Genomic DNA, 21,659 nt, shown 5'->3' on the forward strand with positions numbered 1-21,659 from the left:
CCTGGATGGCCGTGAGTCCATCCGTCGAAGTCTGCCTGAAACCGCGCTCGGTAAGCAGTCTATGAAGCTCTGCAAGCCCAACCACCGCAACGCGCGGTTCGCCCATCTCCATGTCGGCGCAAAACGCCCGATCCAGCATCCACTCCGCCACCTGGATGATCTCACCCGGCCTGATCTCTACCCGGATGATCGCGCCATTGGCCCGGTCCTCGCGACCTTCATGCCGAAAACGACCGCCGTAATATGGATGCCAGCGATAATGAAACTCTACCATCTGCCCGACATGGGCAGAATGACCCTGCGATGGCCACCGGCAGAAAATCCTGGCTGTTCAGCGATACCGTGGATGGAGCCAGGGCCAGCGCCGTCATATACAGCCTGATGCTGACCTGCCGCGCCTGTGGCGTCGAGCCCTTGGCCTACTTGCGCCACGTCCTCAGCGAATTGCCGCAGCGCGCCACAGACGCCGACATCACCGACCTGCTGCCCTTCAACTTCGCCAAAACCGCCGCTGCATGATCCGATGCAGCCGTCTGACAGCGACCCCGTCAAACGGGCCGCGTCAACGCGCATGGAAATGAGCGCTTACCGTATTTCCACACCGCGATCTGCGCCAGCAGCGCTTTCGGTCGGAATGCCGCAGCGGTTCCAGGCCGGTTTCCGACTAGCCCCAGCAACCTGCGGTCGACAGTGCTGTCGGTCGAGGAAGCGCCATCGTCGCCTTTCGCAAGCAAACGCTGCTGCCCATCGTAACCGGGACAAATTTCGGGCGGTAGGGTTGCAACACCGCGTCTACTGACCCGCTGATCGACGAGGCCGGGTCGAGAGCCTGGAGATGGAGAACCAGACGCTGAAGGACGAGACTAAGTGGCTGAAGAACCTGCCGCCGCGTCCGCCGATCGAGCCACCGAGGCCGTCGGGCACAGAGGAGGCGACGCAGCCGAGGTGTGGCAAGGCAAGTGCCGTCGGCGCGGCGCCAAGCGCCACCACGTGGGACGCGAGGTGACAGTGGCCGCGAACGCGTTGCGGGCTCCCACTTCAAGGCTATGAGACGAATCCTGGTGCGCGAGCTTGTGGTGTCGGCCGAGGTGGTGCGCAATGCCAACCCAACCAGAACGGCTGCACCACCCAGATCTGCAATGACCGCCTCAGCGCATTCCGCGTCGGGCGATCGAAGTTGCGTCAGGCGTTCCTGGCGACGCGCGTGCCGGACACGGAGATTAGATGATCAATGACGACGCCTAGCCTATATGTGCGGCCGCAATCTCGCTGGTCGGGTGATTGAGCGGCTGGGCGGGTTCTGCGCAAAAGATGGTCATGACAGAACTTGCTGTTGGAACCCTGATCGGCGGCAAAATTTGTTCGAGTGGATGCCCGTCCCGAAGGCATCGCGATGTGGCAATGTCCTTCAGGTCGCCGCAGTGGCATCACGGGACATCTCTTCCAGTTTTCCCCAGAGCTCGAAAAGAGCATCTGAGAATGACGCGCAAGGATACCGACTTACGCCCCCCCAATGCGTACCGGCCCGGCATCGAGGCTAGAGCAGATTCGACTTACACCGGGTCATATCCGGCTGCCTCGAAGTAGTTTCGGCATTCGGCCGGTTTGAAGGCGTCGAGGCAGTCGGCGATGACGGACCAGAGTTGATCGATGGAGCGGGCAGCTGCTTTTCTGAGTAGGGCCTTGAGCTTCGAGAACGCCATCTCGATCGGATTGAAGTCGGGCGAATAGGGCGGCAGCAACAGAAGCCGTGCGCCGGTCCTTTGGATGGCCTCGCGAACGCCGGTGATCTTGTGAGCCGGCAGGTTGTCCATGACGACGATGTCGCCGGGAGAAAGTTCAGGTGCGAGCACCTGTTCGGCATAGGCCAGGAAGGCGGCGCCGTTCATCGGCCCGTCGAGCAGCATCGGTGCGGTCAGGCCGTTCAGCCGCAGTCCAGCGGTGAAGGTCGTGGTCTTCCAATGACCATGAGGAACCGGCGCACGGCAGCGTTCGCCACGTTTGGCCCGCCCGCGCAGCCGCGCCATCTTGGTGGAGGCGGCAGTCTCATCAATGAAGATCAGCTTCTCGGGGTCGAGATCGAGCTGGCCGTCGAACCAGGCGCGACGGCGCGCCTTGACGTCGGGGCGCTGTTGTTCGCTGGCATGCGCCGTCTTTTTTTAAACGTGACGCAGCGCCTGTCGAGAAACATCCAGATCGTCGAAGGAACCACGCCCACGCCATGCCCGGCCGCCAGCCTCTCGGCAATCTCCGCCAGAGTGATGTCGGGCGTCTCCTCGATCAGGCCGAGGATGAAGGCTTCGTGAGGATCAAGCTTCGAGCACGACGGTTGGCCCTGCTTGCGGGCCGCCATCTCGCCTGTCTCGCGATAGCGGCGATACCAGTTCCCCGCCGTAGCAATCCCGATCCGGAACCGGCGTGCTGCCTCTCGCGTCGAAACACCCTCCGATATCGCCAAAATCACCCGACCGCGAAGGTCCGCACTCAAGCTGCGTGTCATCGTCATCTCCCTGCGAATCACAGGGAAAATGAAACAGACTTCCGCCACCGCGTGAATCCCAAATCTGACTCGGCGTTCACGGAAAATGCTCTAGTCTCCTGCCCGGCTCCCCTGCGGATTGCTTCCAATGCAACGTCGTCAACGCGGAAGGCTTATAGTAGTGTTGTTACCGACGCGTATGTCGGTGTGTATTTTTGGAAAATTAAGTAGAAATACGACGTAAGTCTCACAATTGTAACCTAGTGTTATATAAAATTCTCAAAAATCACCTTTTTGCTCCTGCGTGCCGCTGATACAGTCGCTCTTGAGAGTACCCAATCGTTTTTTTCCGACACCCATCTTGGGAGTGTCGATGACTTATCGCGGAGAGCGTCGGTGCAGGACCGGCAGCAGCCAGGTCAGGAATTGCTGACCAATCCCGCCGGACGGGTCAAGCCGAGAGGGTGGACATATGTTTCCGCTAGAGGACGTCGACGTGATTACCTTGTGTCTAGACGCCTTCGCATGGTCAAACAACCATGCTCCGAGTAGCGGCAAAGAATAGTACGTGGTTTCAGCCGCGGCCATTGCGCGCCCATGAATGCAGCGCCGCACCCCATATGCCCCTTACACGGAGGAATTGTTATGAACACCTTGGATCAGCAGACAGCACCGGAGCAAGCCGCACGAGAGCGCATGAAGGCATCCCATGACCTCGATGGCGATGCCGTTCGCTTGGCCCACTTATATCGCGGATGGGCGAGTGCCTTCGATCTGGATCAGGCCCGCGTCGGGTACTGCGGGCCCATGATCGTGGCGGAACTGGCAGGCGCCGTGCAGACGGCCTATTTGGCCGGGCAGCGAAATGCCATCGCAATCCTGGACGCTGGCTGCGGAACAGGGCTCGTCGGCGTGGAACTGGAACGCCTCGGCTTCCGGTTGATTGACGGGTTCGATCTCTCCGAAGAGATGGCCGAAAAGGCCCGGCAAACCGGCGTCTACCGCCATGCCCAAGGCGATGTCGACCTTAACGGGCGGCTCTCCGACTACTCCAGCGCGAGCTATGACCTAACCGTCTGCTGCGGCGTCCTCACGCTCGGACACGTCCGACCGGATGGATTGCGCGAGCTGGCGCGCGTCACCCGCCCGAACGGCTTCGTCATTGCAAGCACCCGCAAGAGCTATGCGGAGACGACATCCTTTGAAGACCAAGTGCGGCGTCTGCAGGATGAGGGCGTCCTCATACCGGCACAGTGTCTAAGCAACGGCAGATACGTCGCCGAGGAGGACGCGCACTATTGGGTCTTCCGGGTGCCCGAGAAGGTCAGCGCACCGGCGGACGAGCGGCCATGACCTCGATACCGCAAATCACGCTGACGACAACTGGCAGATGCAAGGCGACACGAGGAGCGCCTGCGCATGCCCTGCCAGGAGTTCGGTTCTGAGCATGGCACCACGAAAGTACAGGGGCGTCACTCGTATTGGTTGGCCGCGATCGGGAGGGCGGGGCCAAAGAGCCTTGCAGTCGGTTCAGAAACTCAATTGTCAGGCCGAATTGATGCTCGGCGATGTGACTGACTCGGCGTTCGCCAACCAAGTGATTGACTCTACTGTAGAAAGGTTCGAAAAATCAGCGTCTTGCTCAACAGTGCAGGTATCATACGGCGTGGAAGCCCCATCGAAACCTCGGATGATGATTGGCGCCAGACTTTCGACGCCAATGTCAACGGTGTGTTTTACTTTAGCCGCGCCGCAGTGAAGTCTATGAGGACGAATGGCGGCGGCGGCATCGTCAACATTGCCTCCAATCGTCAGACTTGCGATTTCTTTCGGCGTAGCCACGCGGCCCTGGGGTATTGAATCAACATTTCTTTGGAGAACCTCGTCGAGGCTGACCGGCTTGCTATGGGCCGACACAAGCATGGGCGTATCCACGGCGCATTGATGCTGATTTGCTTTTGGCGTGGTCAAGGGCGATGGCTCGCGTCAGCAAAACGACGGCGCGCTTCGACGCGCTATAGGCAACCAGGCCGGAACAGCCAACCAGACGACATGCTCTACCTCGCAAGCGAGGAGGCGAGGCACATTACAGGGGTTGCTATTCCAATCGATGGCGGCTTCACGGCAGGATAGGAGGAATTCTTGGGTAATCGGCTATCAGGCAAAGTTGCCATCGTCACCGGTGGCAACCGAGGCATAGGGCGTGCAATTGCTGAGAGGCTCGCTGATGAAGACGCCATGGTTGTCGTCGGCGATTTCCGTGACGATCGCTCCGCCGATTCCGGCGGCGCCGAGAGGCTCACCTATATGTCTCTTGACGTCACTAAGGAGGTCTCGATACGCACATTCGTTGACGAGGTCCTGCGGAAATTCGGCAGGATCGATGTCCTGATCAACAATGCCGGCGTAGTCATGCATGAGTCCATTGACGAACAGACTGCCGAGGACTGGGACAGGGTTATGGCGGTCAACCTCCGTGGTCCGTTTTTAATGGCCAAGTATGTGGTCCCGGAAATGAGACGTATCGGGTCGGGCACGATCGTCAACATCGGGTCGGTCGAGGGCTATATGGTCAACCCCTGGCATACTGCCTACGCCGCCACGAAGGCCGGCGTGCATGGTCTTACGCTAGGACTGGCCGTTGACCTCGGGCCTGACGGTATACGTTGCAATACCGTTTGCCCCGGTTGGATCGATACCGACCTGAATCGTGCGTACGTCGAGATGCACCCGGACCGAAGCTTGATCGAGCGGGAATTGGGACAACTTCACCCGGTGGGACGGATTGGCGCTCCAAAGGAGATAGCCAATACGGTCCTATGGTTGGCTAGCGAGGAGTCCAGTTTCGTCAGTGGCGAAATGATCTCCGTCGATGGCGCGCGCACCAAAAAGATATCCCTGCCCGCCATCTTGGATGAAGAGTATCGGGCCAAACTCACGAAGCCGCAGCCATAGTGGTTCGATGGCGTCTTCGAATGGCTTGGGGGGCTGCCGCTCGTCGAAATCATCCTGGACCTCTCTTGAGCCGCACCGTGGTGTCGACCATCGCCTTCTTGCAGACGGGCAGGTCGAGAACGACGACGTCGTTTGGATTCCGAGAGGGATACGTTCGTATAGGGTGTTGATAAATCCTCGATCGGCGAGAGGAAAATTCGACATTTATGGCGATGAGCAGTGGCCTCGGGAAGGCCTAGGATTGCGGTTTGGGAGCGATCTCCCCACAAGGGACCTGTTTGGACCGGAGACATCGCCAACAGGTGCGCGAAGACATCGCGACCAGTTTGTGCGCTTTGCGCGGGTTCGTGGTGCCATTCGAGGCCAGGCGCGTGATGATCCAGAGGGACTTTTGTGCGCTTGGCGCCGGCGCCGGGGGCGAATGTGCCGTCGCTTCGGGATCGGCCGGACGTGTTCGGCGCAGAACCAATGCGCGCTGCCTGGGCCCTTCCGCATCGCCTTGGCGTGAGGCAGGTCGCCAGCATCCACCACGGTCGCTGCAACGCTTCAGCGATTTGAACGTTTTCCTATATTCGAGGCAGATAAACCTGCTGGCTTTTGGTCTCGGTCGGGCATCCCACCGAAACGGTAGACCTAACCGAACTGACCGCAACGATCCTTTAGTTTCGTCTTGTCTAGCCGAGGCCGGGTCCGACCCGCCGGCGTCGTTGCGCGACACTGCTGCGGCCAGAGGCCGTTGAAAGTTCTGAAGCACTTCCCGAAGTGTGAAGGCGACAAAAATCCGCTTGGCGGGGGCCGGAACGTTCGCGCGAAACGCCGCGCCACTCAATCTCTGACAATCGCGGCAGTGGCAAATCGCGAGCGTGTCCGGTTTCTTCATAGGTGATCGCGCCGCAATGGCACCTGCCCTCAACTTTCATCCAAAATCGCTCCTTCCATAGTTGGTCAACGTCTTCCACGAGCTTCGGATCTTCCGCTCCAGAAGGCGCGCAGTCGCCACACAGGACGCTAGCCCTGCCGATATCGCATTGCCATCGACCACCAAAGGCCGGTGAAGCTTGGCGGCGGCTTGGATAGTAGAGGTGGAACTCTGGGATAGCCCGTCACTAGTTCTTAAGCACAGACGGTGCAAGAGCCCATCGGCGAGGTGAAGGAGGGCCAGATCCTCGGGGACACAGGGCTAACCCAAAGCCGTCCAGGGAGACCTGGAGCATCCGTCCGCTGTTGTTTAAGGCAGTTGTCCACTAAGGCGGACGAGCGCCAGGTATTCAGTCGAAGTTGCCTCAAGCCATAACTTCCGCTACGGTTTGAAGGGTTCGAAGACCCGTCCGCCCATCGAACGCGCTGTGGCGCGACATCAGCCGAAGGAGAGCTATGCAGCAATTTGGGTGACGAGGCTGATCAAGCGGCGCTCTGCGGCTTCAGTTCAATGACCTCGATTCCATCCTGGAACGTTGCACCTGCGATGAGTTTAGGCAACTGATTTTGTCCTTTCAGTCGTCGCCACGTCCTGGCCGCGGCCATGACCAGCTTGAAGACCATCAGCCTGGCGGTTTTCGAGGAGAGTGAGCCCTTGGTACGCACCGTGCGATGGCGAACGGTCGCAAAGACGCTCTCGATGGGATTGGACGTTCGCAGATGATCCCAATGTTCGGCGGTGCGGCGCGGCAATCAACGTGAGAGCGCAGCGTCAATCAGGATGAGAATGCCGGCGGATTGGAACGCAGGGAGGGCGTAGCCCGACCGGAGTTTCAATCCGCCGGCGGCGCGCTCCTTATCGGGGGCGTTCGTCTGGTGATCACGGTCGACCGGGTATGCCGGTGGTTTTTCCGATTTGGAGGAATCACTTTGTGCCCGGCCGCCATGTAACCGATCACCAGATGAGGCTTTTCATGAAGTTCCGGCAGACCAATACGACGGCAGTCGCGGCGGCGAAGGCGTCGATCAGTATCGCCACGGCCTATCGCATCGAGAAGGATTCGAGACTGCCCTCACAGAAGAAGGCGCCGCGGCAACGGCGCCGTGCCGACCCTCTCGCCGATATTTTCGAAGCCGAGGTCGTACCCATGCTGAGGGCAGCTCCGGGCATTCGGGCGATCGCCATCTTCGACGAGATGATCCGGCGTCATCCCGAGCTTGGAGCCGGCATTCGCCGCACGATCGAGCGCCGGGTCCGAGCCTGGCGCGCCGTCCATGGCGAGGAACAGGAGGTCATTTTCCGGCAGGTTCACGTACCCGGGCGCATGGGATTGTCGGATTTCACCGACATGGCCGCCGCCGGCGTCACGATCGTGGGCCAGCCACTCGATCACCGGCTCTACCATTTCCGGCTCGCCTATTCCGGCTTCGAGCATGCGCATGTCGTGCTCGGCGGCGAGAGTTTCGTCGCTCTGGCGGAAGGCCTGCAGAACGCGCTGTGGTCGCTCGGCGGAGCTCCCCGCGAGCATCGCAGCGACAGCCTGTCGGCGGCGTTCCGCAACCTGGATAAGGACGCCCGGGAGGACCTGACGCGCCGCTACGACGAACTGTGCGGCCACTACGGCATGACCCCTTCCCGCAACAATCGCGGCATCGCGCATGAGAACGGCTCCGTCGAAGGCCCGCACGGCCATCTCAAGCGGGCGATCAATGACGCGCTGCTGATGCGGGGATCGAGCGATTTCGACGACCTGGCAGCCTATCGTCGCTTTGTCGACGAGATCGTCAGCCGCGTGAATGCTCGCAACTCCAAGCGCATCGACGTCGAGCGGGCCGAACTCCAGGAACTGCCCGTCCGGCGCACTTCCGACTACGAGGAGGTCACCGTGCGCATCACGTCATCGGGCGGGTTCACGCTGCGCAAGGTGTTCTACACCGTGCCCTCACGCCTGATCGGCCACCGCCTCAGAGTGCGGCTTTTCGATGATCGGCTGGATATCTTCATCGGCGGCACGCAGCTCATGACGCTGCCGCGCGGGCGCGCCTCTTCAAACGGCAAGCACGACCAGGTCGTCAATTATCGGCATGTCATCCATTCGCTGCGCCGCAAGCCGATGGCGCTGCTCAACCTCGTCTATCGTGACCAGCTCTTCCCCCGCGAGGCCTACCGGCGAACCTTCGACGTGCTCATAGAGCGACTGCCTGAGCGGCAGGCCTGCCGCACCATGGTCGAGCTTCTCGCAATGGCGCACGAGCGCGGCTGCGAGAGCGAACTGGCTGATCAACTGACCGCCTCGCTACAGGCACGGCGATTGCCCAACATGGCTGCTTTGCGGGAACGGTTCGCGCCGGATCCCGCCCGGCTGCCGAGTGTCGTCGTGCGTCTTGCTCCGCTCAACGCCTATGAAGCCCTGCTTGGCCCCAACCTGACAGGAGATGCGGCATGAAGACGAACCCCGCTGTCGATTCCGCCAGGGTGAGCTTGCTCCTCAACGAACTGCGCCTGCCGGCCATCAAGGTTATGTGGCCGCTGTTTGCCGAACAGGCCGACAAGGAAGGCTGGCCCGCCGCCCGCTTTCTCGCCGCGATCACCGAGCACGAGATGGCCGAACGCGATCGACGCCGCATCGAGCGGCATCTCGCCGAAGCCCGCCTGTTGCCGGGAAAGACCCTCGATGCTTTCGAGTTCGAGGCGGTGCCGATGATCTCAAAGGCGCAGGTGATGGCGATCACCGCCGGCGACAGCTGGCTCGAGAAGGGAGCGAACCTGCTTCTGTTCGGCCCGCCCGGCGGCGGGAAGAGTCATCTCGCCTCGGCCATCGGCCTCGCCCTCATCGAGAACGGGTGGCGGGTCATGTTCACTCGCACCACCGATCTCGTTCAGAAGCTTCAGGTCGCGCGCCGGGAGCTCGGTCTCGAAGCCGCCATCAATCGGCTCGACCGCTTCCACCTGCTGATTCTCGACGACCTTGCCTATGTCACCAAGGACCAGGCCGAGACCAGCGTGCTGTTCGAGCTCATCAGCGCCCGCTACGAGCGGCGCTCCATGCTCATCACCGCCAACCAGCCCTTCGGCGAATGGGGGGAACGTTTTCCCGGATCCCGCCATGACGCTCGCCGCGGTCGACCGCCTTGTCCACCACGCGACAATCTTCGAACTGAATGTCGAGAGCTACAGGCGCCGCGAGGCCATGGAGCGAAAGCGAGGGCCAGGCAGGCCGCCGTCATATGCGACGCCCGCGAACGTCGCTCCTGATTGACGCGCCGCGACAATCAAACCGATAAAACCTCTTGCGCGCGACAATCAATGCCGCGATCATCACCAGCGCCGCGATACCAGATTCTCATCCAGATTGTCGCGCGCTTCTCTCCCAGATTGTCGCGCTATACGGCGGGGAAATCGTAGAACGCCAGCAAGGCATTCTGATCTTTGGTCAGGCAGTCGACCGCCTTGCCGTATTTCGCATCATATTTCTCGACAAAGACGGCAATCGCCGTCTCGGCTGAGGCTCGGTTCGGGGCGGAAAAGATTTCGCGCAAGTCCGTCTTCATGGCGGCCTGCACCGATTTCGGCACCTTGTTGAGCACGTTGGCTGTCTTGTGCACCCAGCATCGCTGGTGCTTGGTGCCGGGAAGGAGCTCATCGAGCGCTTTCCAGAAGCCAAGCGCGCCGTCGCCGACGGCAAGATCGGGCGCGATCTGCAGGCCACGACGCTTGACGTCGACCAGCAGCTCGCGCCAGCTCTGTGCGCTCTCACGAATGCCGGTCTGGAAGCCGAGCAGCTCTTTCTTGCCCTCGGGCGTGGCGCCGATCAGGACCAGCATGCATTCGGCATGATCTTCCATCCGGGCCTGCAGGTAGACCCCGTCCGCCCACACATACACATAGCGGCGCGCCGAAAGATCGCGCTTTTGCCAACGATCGTATTCGATGCCCCACTCCGCCGTCAGTCGCGTGATCACCGAGGGTGAGAGGTTCGGCGCCTCCTTGCCCAACAGAGCTGCCAGAGCTTCCTGAAAGTCGCCCGTCGAAATGCCGCGCAGATAGAGAACGGGAAGAAGCGCATCCAGACTTCGTGTCCGACGCGCCCATTTCGGCAGGATCGATGAGGAAAAACGGATGCGCTCCGCTTCACCGTTCGCGCCGCGATCCCGGACCTTCACCCGGCTGACGGGCACCGCCCCGATCCCCGTCTGGATGCTCCGCTCCGGCCCGTGACCGTGCCGGACCAGCCGGTCACGTCCGTCCGGAAGCTTGAGATCCCGCATCTCGGCAAGAAACGCTTCGGCCTCCATCTCGATCGCCTGCGCCAGCAATTTGCGCGCGCCGGTGCGAAGCACATCCGTCAGGGGATCATCGATTTCGTCGGGCTGACGAAGGCGAACAATGTTGATAGTCTCGTTCATGGCGTATCGCTCTCCTTGAGAGGTTCTGGCAGGCTTCATCACCCGCCTCGATACGCCGCCCTTCTCAAACCGTCATCACCCAGTTTCAGCCATAGCTCGCCGAAGGAGGACGACTGCCGCAGGACCGCTCTACGAATCGACCTCAGCCTACCTCGTCGTGCCAGAATCTCGCCAGAATCACGGCGTGGTCCGACTTCCGCTTTCGGCTGCTCTTTCGATTGCGGCGATGACGCGATGCACTGCCACGGCGTCGTCGAAACTCGGCGCAGTGCGGGTGCCCTCGCGGAGATCCTGGGCCATCCTGGCATAGACTCGGGCGACATTCCCTGGCTCGACGTCTGCCGGCCAGCCGGAACGGTATGTGGCGGGAACCTCCAGCGGGCGGAATGCCTTCTCATCGCCCCGCGCGCCCTTGAGGGACAGTTGTACCATCTGCGCGTGGCCGGGGACCCGACACACGGATGTCGCCCTCCGTGCCGTTGATCTCCCAGAAGAGGCCGTCGTCGTCCCGCGCCGTGCCGCCGCGGTAGTGAATGGAGAGGGGCGCGCCGCTCGCGAGGACGCCGCTGACCAGCACCTGGTCCGGGGCAGATACAGGGAGCGTCTCCCCCGTATCGGCGGCGAGCGCCGAGGTCCGTCGCGTGGCCAGCACCGCGGACACTTCAGCAATCTCGCCGAGCACGTCCCTGAGCGCTGCCAGCGTATGCCCCACCGGGATCGTCAGCATGGTGGCGCCGTTGGCGCGGTCCAGCAGATAGGCGCTCACCTTCTTTTCCGCGATGGAGCCGCCCCAGCCGCCGCCCCGCGCGACCAGAGTGGTCGACAGCACTTCGCCGACGAAGCCGTCGGCAATCAACTGCCTCAGATGCTCCAACTCGGGGGCAACGCGGGCCTGGGTTCCAACCACGGCCAGCACCCCTTTGGCACTGGCGAGCGCCGCCATTTCCTCGGCTTCGGCCAGGCCGTTGCCGAGCGGCCATTCGCAATAGACGTGCTTGCCCGCGTTGATCGCCGCCTTCACGATCTCCAGGTGCGGGGGCACCTTCACCGTGACGGTGACGATGTCGACCTCCGGCGCCGCGATCAGATCGGCGACGTCATCGAAGGCCTTCGGCAGTCCGGTGGCGGCGGCGGCCGCCTCGGCGCTGGCCCTGTTCGTGTTGGCGACACCGACAATCTCGAAGGTGTCGGATAGCGCGCGAAGCGCGGGGATATGAGCCCGCGCGGCCCAGCTCCTGCCCGGCTGCAATCCGACGATGCCGACCTTGAAGTGTTGTCCTGGCATGACGTCCGTCTCCTTCGCACTGTTTCTGACTCTTCCCAAGCTATTGCAGATCAACTTTCCGGAATAACGAAAACTCGGACATTGTTTCAGGAGTGAATTTCCAGTAGCCATTGAGCCCATGTTAGAACCCGGCAGCCTGCAAGGCCTGCTCCCTTTTGTTCACACGGTGGAAACGGGCAGCTTCACCTGCGCCGCGCGGCGCTTGGGCGTGACAGCTTCCGCCGTCGGCAAGGCGGTTGCGGTGATGGAAGCGCGGCTTGGCGCACGGCTTCTCAACCGGACGACACGCACCCTTGGCCCGACCGTCGAGGGCGAGGCATATTATCGGGCATGCGTCGAGGCGCTGGCGGCCCTGGATGCCGGCCAAGCGCAACTGGCCGCGCATCGGGGAGTCCCTTCCGGACGGCTCAGGGTCGACCTGCCGCTCGCCTTCGGGCGGCGCTGCGCCGCGCCGATCCTTTTCGATATCGCGGCGCGCTTCCCCGATCTGACGCTGGACATTTCCTTCAACGACCGTCGCGTCGATCTTGTCCAGGAAGGGATCGACATCGCGATCCGCGTGGGCGAACTTGGCAACAGCGCCGGGCTGACCGTCCGGCGCCTTTGCGTCCAACGCTCGGTGATCTGCGCCGCTCCGGCGTATCTCGGGCGCAACGGCCGACCACAGACGATCGACGATCTCGACGGCCATTCGCTAATCGTCTACGGGCGCGATGGATTCGTGACGCCATGGCTGGTCGGCGACGCTTCCGGCCGGCTGCGGAAATACATGCCGCGGGGACGCATCGTGCTCGGCCATGGCGAGCCGATGCTGGACGCCGTGCTCGAAGGCTGCGGCATTGCCTTCCTGCCAACCTGGCTCATAGCGAAGGCGCTTGCAAGCGGCGACCTCGAGCGTGTGCTCTCAGTCAACCTTGTCGAAACCGCTCCCATCCATGCCATCTGGCCGACCACGAGGGCGCTCGCACCGAAAATCCGGTTCACAGTCGATGAACTCGTCGAACGCTTCTCGCCGCCGGCGTCGGAGATCTCCGACGTCATCGGTCAGCCGCGGGAGCTTCGAGTTGCCGCGCCGCCGCTTTAGACGTCTCAGCATCTTTCCCCTCGAGACCAGGTGGTCGTGCACCTTCAAACTAAGCGCGGCGGCTTCCGAAACTGCGTCGAGAACCGCCAGCAGCCTCGTTTGACAACGAAAGCTCACACCTAGCTCGGTTCCTTGCTGGTCAAAACCGCGTTGAGGCGACGCTGCAAAGCCACAGCCAACCTGTTTGCCCGATCGCAACGCGGTTTGTGCATCCTCGCCCGGGAACGGCGACATCGTGGCATTCGGACCGGACCGAGGAGACTGGAGTTACCAAGGCTTCAGCATCCATCGGTGGGCCTGAATGAACATCCAGAAGAATGCCCGTCTCACGCCGCTGCATCGAGAGGAGATGGCGCTGGCGGTGATAGAAGGCGCTTTTTCCAAAGCCCATGCGGCGCGCGTCTATGAGGTGTGAGGTGTCGGCCAAGATCGTGGCGCGCTGCGCTATAAGGCCGAAGGGCGGGCCGGCATGGTCGACCGTTCCTCACGGCCTGCCCATATGCCACAGGCGCATTGTGGCGATGCGGCGGCAACGTTGGACCGGCGCCGTGTCGTCCTGGCACGCCGGTGAACTCGATCGCCTTGGTGGTGAGCTTGCACAAGTAGACGACAGTCTCGCGCTGACGGCCATCCAGGAGCCTCGGGTCAAGCGACTGATGACGATCACCGGCGTGAACGTCACGGTCGCGCTGAGTATCGTGGCGGCCATTGGCGATGTCGAACGGTTCTCATCACCTGAAAAGCTTGTCAGCTATTTTGGCTCAACCCGCGGGTCCGGCAGTCCGGCGACAAGCCGGCCTATCACGGCCGCATCACCAAACAAGGCCGAGCCCACGCGCGATCGATGCTGGTCGAGGCGGCGTGGGTCATTTCCGGCGTGCCTGGCTCGTTGCGGGCCTTCTTCATGCGCATCCGCGACAAGCGAGGTAAGCACGTTGCCGCGGTCGCGACTGCGCGCAAGCTGGCGGTCATCGTCTGGCACATGCTGACCAAGGACGAAAACTACATCTGGAGCCGCTCGGCGCTCCTGGATTGGAAGCTCCGAAAGCTGGAATTGACCGCCGGCTATCCGTCTCTTCGCGGCGGCAAGACAGAGGGATCTGCTGCCGACTACAGGAACAAGTCGGTGCGCGACAGCGATCGGCAACGCCGAGGAAGTCTACCGTCGCTTCGTCGCTACATGGAAACAGCAATCGCCGAAGGGGCGCTCGGGCGCCGCAGATGAGGTGCGACGATCATAGGCTGCGCGACAGGGCTACAAACCTCGGCCAGCGTCATTGAAATCAATCCGCGTCTTGCGGGTTCGCCCGCTCCTGAACTGGTTCAGCTGGCTTATGGTGTCGATCTCGTCACCGAGCACATCAAGCTTGTGATCGGTGACGAATGGAATTTGCAAAAGCCATTCGGAAACCGCGGCCATGCGGTTCCTCGTTTCCTGATCGCGATGGCACCCTCGATTGGATCGATGGCGACAGGCTGTCCCAGGTGCCGCCGAGGTGAAATTGTGTGTCGAACCAAGAAGCCGATCGTCAGGAAAGAAGATTATCGAGACCGCATTGGATATGTCATCGCCGCATCGCCAAATCTGGCTCAGACCGAGGCGATACTTCAGCCTGCCATCGACTTAATCAGTTGGTCGATCACACCATTTTCGAACCTTGTCGAACGGGAACAACCTGCGGCCCCTGGCGTCCCCGCACCAGCGCAGGTGGCCCCAGGTAAGAGATGATCGTCGCCCAACATTGCTTGCAATTGAGAGCACGAGAGACGGGTTTGATGATGTGCGCGCGCCTCGGTTGGCATGGATCTGTCAGGATGGTGGATGACAAGTACCGAAAAGATAGGGGCGCCGGTGGAAGTTAGCACGATTGAGGGATTTGGCGAAGAACGTGTTTGTGCGACCTGCAAGTCGCGTTATTTTGTGCTTCACACGAAGAGATATTGCCTGAAGAAACCGGCTGTTCCATCAGCCGTTCCCTACCCGGACATGCCGAGCCGGTAACAGTTTGGTGTGAAGCTCTTGGGACAACGTTGCCGCCGGATATCCGGTACGCCGACCCGTGAGGCAAGGCGGAATCTGCCAGCACGAGGGCGGAGAGGAGCAAGGGACGAGCGGGTACGACCAACGTATGTGAACTTCCGATAAACGTTGTGATCTTTAACAAGCCAAATGTGCTGACAGGCTTGAACAAAAACGGTACGCGGTGAGGCGTTGTCTCTGAATACTGGGCCACCATTGACGATCAGCCGCCGGCGAAGAGGAAGGGTCCGCCCCGCTCGGAGACTTATGCGGAACAGGGTAAGCCCATAGTGCTGCCGGTAACGGCAGGCGGACATAAGGAACGCTGTTGGCGTTGTGGGTAAAGGAATGCGGAAAAGCGAATGCCCGGCTGTAATGGACGGGATACGGGCTGAAACATTGCCTGACGCGAAAGCGGGCAGACTTCCGCGCGGTCATTCATGGCGAGAGAGCTTTGACCAATCGTTATACGAGGGAAGGCAGATGACAGCGATCGGCGCGAAAGTGACCGGGGCTGGTGCGTCCTCGGGCACTGCGCAAATGTGGGATCACCGCGTTCTCCACCGTTCTGCGCCAGCGGGGAAACAAGCAGAGTTTGCGCCTGCGGGGGAACGGTGCAATCGCGCCGAGGCCTTCCGCGAGCCGCACATAGCTAACGCCGATTTTCAGAAATCACGCACACTCCATCATGTCATGAAAGAGTGCGCCGTGAGCCGCCTTCCATCTTGCTCTCGGGGTCTGAGGCAGGCTCAGTCGCCGTTGTGCAAGTGCCGAATGTCAATCGGAACGCCATTCTCCCACCGGATTAGAAGCGCCCGTTTTGAGGACAGAGTCGCCTGCGATTGGCGGATCATCGGCATGGCTTCGCGGGCCTGACGGCTGCTCGTTCGCTGCGGGTGTTCATCTTGCCGTTGACGCGAAGCTCAAAAAGCTGCTCCAGCCGCTTGGTGTCGAGGCTGCGCTGCAGGTGATCGAGACACACCGGGTGGCGTAATTGCGCAATGTCCTGAAGAGCAGACCGACGACGTTTCAGGGCAGTCAAGCTGCTTGTCCGTACCCGCGACCGGGCCGCATTCTTTTGTTTGGGCTTCGACATTCTTGTCCTGTTTCGAGCAAAAGAAGGTTTGCGAATTTGTGCGGGAAGGCCTCGTCGCTGCAAAACCAATGTGATTGCATAGCCTTAGGTTAAATGGCGCGGCGCTTGCTTCAGACTCTTTAGGCACCAGAGAAAGTGCGTAGAAAAATAGGAACAAGGACATTGCTGACACCGCGAGGCTCCGTACAAGCGCCTGAGAAGACCGGCGCTATTCATCGGGACATGGTCCACTCCAGAGGTCCGTGCTCGATAGCCGTATTGCGTATGACTGGTCTGAGGCACCATCGAGGCGCTCGCCGATTTGCCGTTGACCGATCTTCATCCGCATGCGCGCGCCGAAGAAATCCATCAAAGGTCCCTGGGCAAGGTCAGAGTCTCACCAGCAACCTTCTACAATGCGCTGAATCAGTTCTGCGAGCCGGGACTTCCGAAGGCGCCCCAATCACCATACCGACTGGTTGTTGGAGGGCGAAGACGAGGAGCAGCCAAGACCTCCCTTACAACGAAATCGCAAGAGGTGAAGCCCCACAGCCTCAATTTATTGCCCAACCCCATAGTTTGTCGGCACGCTCTTTTGTCCGGATTATTGGAGAGTCAGGAAAATGGATGAATAAGCCAGACGATTTACAGGACCTGCGCTCTGCCATCCCACGCGGCATCTTAGCTTAGACATTGGAGCAACGGATCATGCAGTTAAACGGTGACCGGAGATTAGAGGCATATCGGAGGATGCTTCGCATCCGTCGATTCGAAGAAGAGGGTATGCGCCAGTTTGAAGGTAGGATGGTCCCTGGTTGGTTCCACTCGAGCGTGGGTCAGGAAGCCGCCATCGTAGGGGCATGTCTCGCCCTTCGGGACGATGACGGAATGACCGGAACGCATCGTTCGCACGGCCATCCGATCGGGAAGGGTGCGCATTTGGACACGCTCATGGCCGAGTTGATGGGAAAGGAGGGCGGCATTTGCAAGGGGCGCGGCGGTTCAATGCACTTTGCGGACAATTCGGTCGGGATCGTCAGCGAATCGGGGATCGTCGGAGGCGGCATTCCTCTTGCTACAGGATGCGCGTTCAGCGCCAAGGTGCGCGGCGTGGATCAGGTTACGCTTTGCTTCTTCGGCGATGGGGCGGTGAACCAGGGCACCTTCCACGAGAGTCTCAACATGGCGTCGCTGTGGAAGCTTCCAGTCATCTATCATTGCGAGAACAACGGCTATGCAATGACCACCTCGGTGGCGCAAAGCCACGGGCAGCCGGACATCGCGCTGCGCGCGGCGGGCTACGGCATGCCAGCGGTAACGGTAGACGGGCAGGGTGTGGGCGCCGTCTATGAAGCTGCGGCACAGGCCGTCACGCGAGCACGCGCGGGCGAGGGGCCTACTCTGATAGTAGCCAACACCTATCGGTTCGATGAGCACAATTTCGGCTTGGTGATCCCGGGAGAGCCTTATCGATCGATTGAAGAAGTCGAGGCTCACAAACGCGAATGCGATCCGATTTTGCTATATCGTACTGTACTCCTCGAAGAAGGCGTAAATGAAATGAGTTTGAGAGCAATCGAGAACGAAGTCGCCGAAGCCATTAAGCAGGCTGTACAATTTGCTTTGGCCAGCCCCATGCCTCGGCCCGCAACTTTGCCCGACAATATGTTCAACTCACCCCCTCCAGGCCATTACTGCTTCGTGGCGGAGAGGAATTAGTCGACATGAAAACTGATGCCCAGAAACTCGCCGCGACGCCCGGCCCCCATATTCAGATGACCTATCATGAAGCGCTCATTCAGGCGCAGATGGAGGAAATGGATCGTGATGAGCGCGTCGTCCTGATGGGAGAGGACATCTCGGTCCACGGCGGCGCCAAACTCATTGAGCGGTTCGGCAAGAACCGTGTTTGGAATATGCCGATTTCAGAAAACAGTTTTGCCGGCCTGGGAATCGGAGCTGCCATCAACGGATTACGGCCGATCGTAGACCTCGCAGGTGCCAGCTTCGTCTATCTCGCCTCGGATCAGATCATCAACCAGGCCTCGAAATTGCGGTACATGACTGGAGGCCAGCTCGACATTCCGATTGTGTTCCGTTGCTGTATGTTCTCGGTGGGGGCCGAGGCGGCGCAGCATGCCGACCGGCCTTATCCGCTTTTTATGAATGTGCCGGGCCTCAAGATCATCAGCCCAACCAGCGCCGCCGACATCAAGGGGCTTATGAAATCGGCCATTCGCGACGGCGATCCTGTACTAGTCTTCGAAGACACCCGCCTGTGGCCGCTCAAGGGCAATGTGCCCACAAATCCGGACCATATAATCCCGATTGGCAAAGCGGATGTGAAGCGCGAAGGAGAAGACGTAACCCTTGTCGCTATTGCCGGCGCCATTCTGCAGACGATGGAAGCCGTCGGCGCGCTCGCCGAGGAAGACATTTCGGTAGAAGTGATCGATCCACGTACGTTGAAGCCGCTCGATCATGAGGCCATTAAAACGTCAGTCGCCAAGACCGGACGGCTTGTGATCGTCGAGAATTCGCACCGCGTCTGCAATGTCGGAAGTGAAATCGCTGCGGTGATGGCGGAAGAGGCTTTCGATCTATTAGAGCGACCAATTCTGCGCCTGAGCGCTCCGGACATTCACGTCCCATTCAGTCCGGCCCTCGAGAAGGATTTCTTCCCGACGAAAGATCACATCATCGCCGCCGTACGGCGGCTGCTCTGACAGCCTCAAAGACTCCGACAGAATGGAAAGCAAGATGACAATCGATATCAACCTACCCTTCAGATGAGGAAAGCTACAATGTTTCGCTGGCTGAAACGCGTTGGAGATGCGGTCTGTGCGATCGAATCGTCGAAGCTGGCGGCTCCACTATAGAAGTAGAAGCGCCAGCGCGCAGTATTTTGACGACAAATCGTTGCACCGCAAGGTGAGGCCGTCGAGATCAACACAGTCATTGAACGATTTGTAGGCTGATGTCCGGCTCGTTCACCGAGGTCTCACTGACCCCGTCGCGGAAAGCCTTAGCCGCTCGGATAACGCAGGCAAAGCAGACGATTCCTCACTTCCTGCTGGTGGCCAACATCGAAGTTGACGCTCCTTCGCTTTGGTCGGCAGGGATCAACGAAGTATGTCCGACTAAAAAGTACCTGTAAATGATTGTCTAATCAAGGCGGTTCCGTTTGTCGACAATCCCGACGTTAATTGCTGGATGACGAATACTGTGATTCGGCGCAAGAACTTTTTTCTGTGATCGATGCAATCATCGGTTCGCTAGCGGCATCGAGGGAGAGCAGCAATGAGACTTACGGGACGCACATCTTTCGGTAGCAAGTTCGATTTAACCGGGAAAACTGCGTTGATAACCGGCGGAGGGCGCGGCATCGGTTTGCAGATCGCCCTTACCTTGCAAGAAGCTGGCGCCGGTATAATCCTTATTGGCACTGACGGGATCCGCTTGGCGGAGGCTGCAGATCAGTTCCCCGTCAAACCGCAGGTCCATCAGCTCGATGTCACGGATTCGCAGGCGGTGCGCGATCTCGCCGGTAGAATCGACGTTTGCCCCGACATCCTTGTCAACAATGCCGGCGTGTCTCGTGCCGCGCCGACCAATCATACCACCGATGAGGATTGGCGGGCCGTCCTCTCCGTCAATTTGGACGGCGTCTTCTACTGCAGCCGCACGTTCGGCTCTTTAATGGCGGAGCGCGGTTCTGGGGTGATTGTAAATATCAGTTCGATGTGCGGGGAGATCGTTACCCGACAACAATCCGTCGTCACGGCCTACAATGCGAGCAAGGCCGGAGTGAACATGATGACCAAGACATTTGCGTGCGAGTGGGCAAGATCCGGAGTGCGCGTGAACGCAGTTGCCCCTGGGTTCGTACAGTCTGAGATGACCGGCAAGTATCCCGAAGACGTGGTCAATGCATGGTGTGACCAGACACCGATGCACCGCTTCGGCCAGCCTCATGAGGTGGCATCTGCGGTCCATTTTCTGGCAAGCGATGCGTCAAGCTATATTACGGGAACGGTACTGTTGGTGGATGGCGGCTATACCTGCTGGTAGCAGCCCTCGACCGTCGTCGAGACGCTCTTGACGAAAGCCCGGTTGCCTTGGGAGTCAAGCAAAGACAATGCCTCACGATCAGGACTCCATGTCATGGCAATCTCTTCGGTCATCCAGATCGGAATCAGAGCCGGGCTGCCATCCGGTTGCCGCCCGACAACGCTGGCGGCCTCCGAACAGGAAGGCGACCGGTCACCTATCGGAAGGACGACGGAGTTACGTCGGATCCCGTACATTTGTGTCATCATCATGCACGGCTATAGCAAAACCGAAGTTTTATCAGCAGGGCTATCCTACTGTTTTGAGACGATTTTTTCGTTTGGCACGGTACATGCATGGCTGCCTGCAACGGTGCCAAGAAGTGTGGTGATGTTAATTAGGGGTAAGAGATGGATTTAGGGCTTGATGGCAAGGTGGCAATGGTCGCGGCCGCCTCAAGTGGCTTAGGTTTGGCCACAGCTGAGGAGTTAGCCAACGAAGGCTGCCGCCTGTCCATCTGTGGCCGAGATCCGGGGCGGCTAGAAAGAGCAGTGGATCGGTTGCGCAGCACAGGCGCCGAAGTGCTGGCGCGCGCGACTGATTTAACTGACTGCGCGGATGCAACAGCTTGGGTTGCCGAAACGGCAGAGCATTTTCGGTGTATCGACATCTTGGTGACGAATTGCGGCGGCGTCGCTGCGGGGCCACCCTCGGCCATGACCCCTAAGGATTTCGACGATGCGTTTAATCGAGTGCTTCTACCTTCGATAAGTCTAGTTACGGCCGCCTTGCCATATCTGCGACGCTCGCGGGCGGGGCGAATATTGATGCTCGCTTCCGAGGCTATTGTACGGACCCCAGTACATTTCGCGCTGTCGGGTGTCGCACGAGCAGGACTAGTGCCCTACTGCCACACGCTCGTACAAGAATTGTCGGGGGAGAGCATCACCGTAAACGTGCTCGCTCCTGGAGCACACAGCACCGCGATTCACCAAGCCAACCGCCTCGGCGACCACGCCGAGGCCATCCGTGCGCTCGAGGATAGGACCCCGGCCCGACGCCTTGGCGATCCCTCGGAATTCGCAGCAGTCGCTGCATTCTTGGCCAGCGCCCGCGCCGCCTATGTCAGCGGCGCCCTGATCGTCATCGATGGTGGGCTGAGTGCAACCGTCTGAACAATTCGTCGCACTAGGAGCCGTCGCATGAACGAAGCCAACGCAAACAGAGCGGTCATCGATCTCGGCCGTTCAATCCCACATGCGTGTATCCGCGATCGTCCTGAGCAGGAGCTCACTTACCCGTTTAGTCTTATGACGCTTGAGAATTACTCCGCCAACCGGCCAACGCCGCGCCCGCCTGACAGTGCGCGATGCTGAACGATGACCC

General features: G+C 60.2%; 13 protein-coding genes and 9 pseudogenes. 15 read left to right on the forward strand and 7 right to left on the reverse strand.

Annotated elements, in window-relative coordinates; translation table 11 throughout:
• Positions 1–306: 306 nt before the first annotated feature.
• Positions 307–519 (forward strand): annotated as a pseudogene (locus AC0V8S_RS35540) (transposase domain-containing protein); the annotation flags it as partial.
• A gap of 1,034 nt (positions 520–1,553) precedes the next feature.
• Here the strand turns inward: AC0V8S_RS35540 and AC0V8S_RS35545 are convergent.
• Positions 1,554–2,500, reverse strand: a protein-coding gene (locus tag AC0V8S_RS35545; protein WP_464615147.1) for an IS630 family transposase whose coding sequence is annotated in 2 segments (ribosomal slippage) — positions 1,554–2,152 and positions 2,152–2,500 — 948 coding nt in all. Because the reading frame shifts where the segments join, the coding sequence is not laid out codon by codon here.
• A gap of 624 nt (positions 2,501–3,124) precedes the next feature.
• Between AC0V8S_RS35545 and AC0V8S_RS35550 the strand changes: the two genes are divergently transcribed.
• Positions 3,125–3,832, forward strand: a complete 708-nt coding sequence (locus AC0V8S_RS35550; RefSeq protein WP_475438994.1) for a class I SAM-dependent DNA methyltransferase — start codon at positions 3,125–3,127, stop codon at positions 3,830–3,832.
• A 192-nt stretch (positions 3,833–4,024) separates the two neighbouring features.
• On the opposite strand, the gene AC0V8S_RS35555 is transcribed toward AC0V8S_RS35550, so the two are convergent.
• Complete coding sequence (locus tag AC0V8S_RS35555; protein ID WP_475438995.1) at positions 4,025–4,402, reverse strand: hypothetical protein; 378 nt, start codon at positions 4,400–4,402, stop codon at positions 4,025–4,027.
• A gap of 219 nt (positions 4,403–4,621) precedes the next feature.
• Here AC0V8S_RS35555 and AC0V8S_RS35560 point away from each other — a divergent pair, with 219 nt between their 5' ends.
• A complete protein-coding gene (locus AC0V8S_RS35560; RefSeq protein WP_475438996.1) occupies positions 4,622–5,434 on the forward strand; it encodes an SDR family NAD(P)-dependent oxidoreductase in 813 nt (270 codons plus the stop codon).
• Positions 5,435–6,221: 787 nt separating this feature from the next.
• Here the strand turns inward: AC0V8S_RS35560 and AC0V8S_RS35565 are convergent.
• Together AC0V8S_RS35565 and AC0V8S_RS35570 are read right to left on the reverse strand one after the other, a co-directional pair.
• Positions 6,222–6,354, reverse strand: a pseudogene (locus AC0V8S_RS35565) (GFA family protein); the annotation flags it as partial.
• A 481-nt stretch (positions 6,355–6,835) separates the two neighbouring features.
• A pseudogene (locus AC0V8S_RS35570) lies at positions 6,836–7,090 on the reverse strand (IS256 family transposase); the annotation flags it as partial.
• Positions 7,091–7,284: 194 nt separating this feature from the next.
• Between AC0V8S_RS35570 and istA the strand changes: the two are divergent.
• Together istA and istB are read left to right on the forward strand one after the other, a co-directional pair.
• Positions 7,285–8,799 (forward strand): IS21 family transposase, encoded by a 1,515-nt coding sequence (gene istA / locus AC0V8S_RS35575; RefSeq protein WP_475437506.1) that lies wholly within the window; start codon positions 7,285–7,287, stop codon positions 8,797–8,799.
• Positions 8,796–9,612 (forward strand): annotated as a pseudogene (istB, locus tag AC0V8S_RS35580) (IS21-like element helper ATPase IstB). Before istA ends, istB begins: the two are co-directional and overlap by 4 nt.
• Before the next feature lie 130 nt (positions 9,613–9,742).
• Here the strand turns inward: istB and AC0V8S_RS35585 are convergent.
• Positions 9,743–10,759 (reverse strand): annotated as a pseudogene (locus AC0V8S_RS35585) (IS256 family transposase); the annotation flags it as partial.
• Positions 10,760–10,936: 177 nt separating this feature from the next.
• Positions 10,937–12,044, reverse strand: a pseudogene (locus AC0V8S_RS35590) (Gfo/Idh/MocA family protein).
• 118 nt (positions 12,045–12,162) lie between these two features.
• Here AC0V8S_RS35590 and AC0V8S_RS35595 point away from each other — a divergent pair.
• From AC0V8S_RS35595 to AC0V8S_RS35615, 5 genes and pseudogenes are all read left to right on the forward strand, one after another.
• Entirely contained in the window at positions 12,163–13,128 is a 966-nt protein-coding gene (locus tag AC0V8S_RS35595; RefSeq protein WP_475438997.1) for a LysR family transcriptional regulator, read from the forward strand.
• Positions 13,129–13,429: 301 nt separating this feature from the next.
• Positions 13,430–13,673: pseudogene (locus AC0V8S_RS35600) on the forward strand (leucine zipper domain-containing protein); the annotation flags it as partial.
• 111 nt (positions 13,674–13,784) lie between these two features.
• A pseudogene (locus tag AC0V8S_RS35605) lies at positions 13,785–13,948 on the forward strand (IS110 family transposase); the annotation flags it as partial.
• 24 nt (positions 13,949–13,972) lie between these two features.
• Complete coding sequence (locus AC0V8S_RS35610; RefSeq protein ID WP_475439191.1) at positions 13,973–14,353, forward strand: hypothetical protein; 381 nt, start codon at positions 13,973–13,975, stop codon at positions 14,351–14,353.
• A gap of 48 nt (positions 14,354–14,401) precedes the next feature.
• Positions 14,402–14,857 (forward strand): annotated as a pseudogene (locus AC0V8S_RS35615) (ATP-grasp domain-containing protein); the annotation flags it as partial.
• 1,141 nt (positions 14,858–15,998) lie between these two features.
• Here the strand turns inward: AC0V8S_RS35615 and AC0V8S_RS35620 are convergent.
• Complete coding sequence (locus tag AC0V8S_RS35620) at positions 15,999–16,190, reverse strand: hypothetical protein (RefSeq protein ID WP_475438998.1); 192 nt, start codon at positions 16,188–16,190, stop codon at positions 15,999–16,001.
• Between the two features lie 741 nt (positions 16,191–16,931).
• Between AC0V8S_RS35620 and AC0V8S_RS35625 the strand changes: the two genes are divergently transcribed.
• The 5 genes from AC0V8S_RS35625 (at position 16,932) to AC0V8S_RS35645 (ending at position 21,448) form a co-directional block, all read left to right on the forward strand.
• A complete protein-coding gene (locus tag AC0V8S_RS35625; RefSeq protein ID WP_475438999.1) occupies positions 16,932–17,942 on the forward strand; it encodes a thiamine pyrophosphate-dependent dehydrogenase E1 component subunit alpha in 1,011 nt (336 codons plus the stop codon).
• Positions 17,943–17,947: 5 nt separating this feature from the next.
• Positions 17,948–18,949: an alpha-ketoacid dehydrogenase subunit beta gene (locus tag AC0V8S_RS35630; RefSeq protein WP_475439000.1), complete on the forward strand. Its 1,002-nt coding sequence runs from the start codon at positions 17,948–17,950 to the stop codon at positions 18,947–18,949.
• 251 nt (positions 18,950–19,200) lie between these two features.
• Positions 19,201–19,380, forward strand: coding sequence for a 2-oxo acid dehydrogenase subunit E2 (locus tag AC0V8S_RS35635; RefSeq protein WP_475439001.1), 180 nt, complete (start codon positions 19,201–19,203; stop codon positions 19,378–19,380).
• 143 nt (positions 19,381–19,523) lie between these two features.
• Complete coding sequence (locus AC0V8S_RS35640) at positions 19,524–20,294, forward strand: SDR family NAD(P)-dependent oxidoreductase (RefSeq protein WP_475439002.1); 771 nt, start codon at positions 19,524–19,526, stop codon at positions 20,292–20,294.
• A gap of 389 nt (positions 20,295–20,683) precedes the next feature.
• Entirely contained in the window at positions 20,684–21,448 is a 765-nt protein-coding gene (locus tag AC0V8S_RS35645) for an SDR family oxidoreductase (RefSeq protein WP_475439003.1), read from the forward strand.
• Positions 21,449–21,659 lie beyond the last annotated feature (211 nt).

The sequence above is a fragment of the Mesorhizobium oxytropidicola genome, assembly GCF_056174625.1.

What these genes read in the sequence shown, in the direction of transcription:
- AC0V8S_RS35595 (WP_475438997.1), top strand. Translation starts at nt 12,163, where the DNA reads ATGTTAGAACCCGGCAGCCTGCAAGGCCTGCTCCCTTTTGTTCACACG.
- AC0V8S_RS35640 (WP_475439002.1), top strand. Translation starts at nt 19,524, where the DNA reads ATGAGACTTACGGGACGCACATCTTTCGGTAGCAAGTTCGATTTAACC.
- AC0V8S_RS35625 (WP_475438999.1), top strand. Translation starts at nt 16,932, where the DNA reads ATGCAGTTAAACGGTGACCGGAGATTAGAGGCATATCGGAGGATGCTT.
- AC0V8S_RS35550 (WP_475438994.1), top strand. Translation starts at nt 3,125, where the DNA reads ATGAACACCTTGGATCAGCAGACAGCACCGGAGCAAGCCGCACGAGAG.
- AC0V8S_RS35610 (WP_475439191.1), top strand. Translation starts at nt 13,973, where the DNA reads ATGCTGGTCGAGGCGGCGTGGGTCATTTCCGGCGTGCCTGGCTCGTTG.
- AC0V8S_RS35645 (WP_475439003.1), top strand. Translation starts at nt 20,684, where the DNA reads ATGGATTTAGGGCTTGATGGCAAGGTGGCAATGGTCGCGGCCGCCTCA.
- AC0V8S_RS35555 (WP_475438995.1), bottom strand. Translation starts at nt 4,402, where the DNA reads ATGCTTGTGTCGGCCCATAGCAAGCCGGTCAGCCTCGACGAGGTTCTC.
- AC0V8S_RS35635 (WP_475439001.1), top strand. Translation starts at nt 19,201, where the DNA reads ATGTCCGGCTCGTTCACCGAGGTCTCACTGACCCCGTCGCGGAAAGCC.
- AC0V8S_RS35630 (WP_475439000.1), top strand. Translation starts at nt 17,948, where the DNA reads ATGAAAACTGATGCCCAGAAACTCGCCGCGACGCCCGGCCCCCATATT.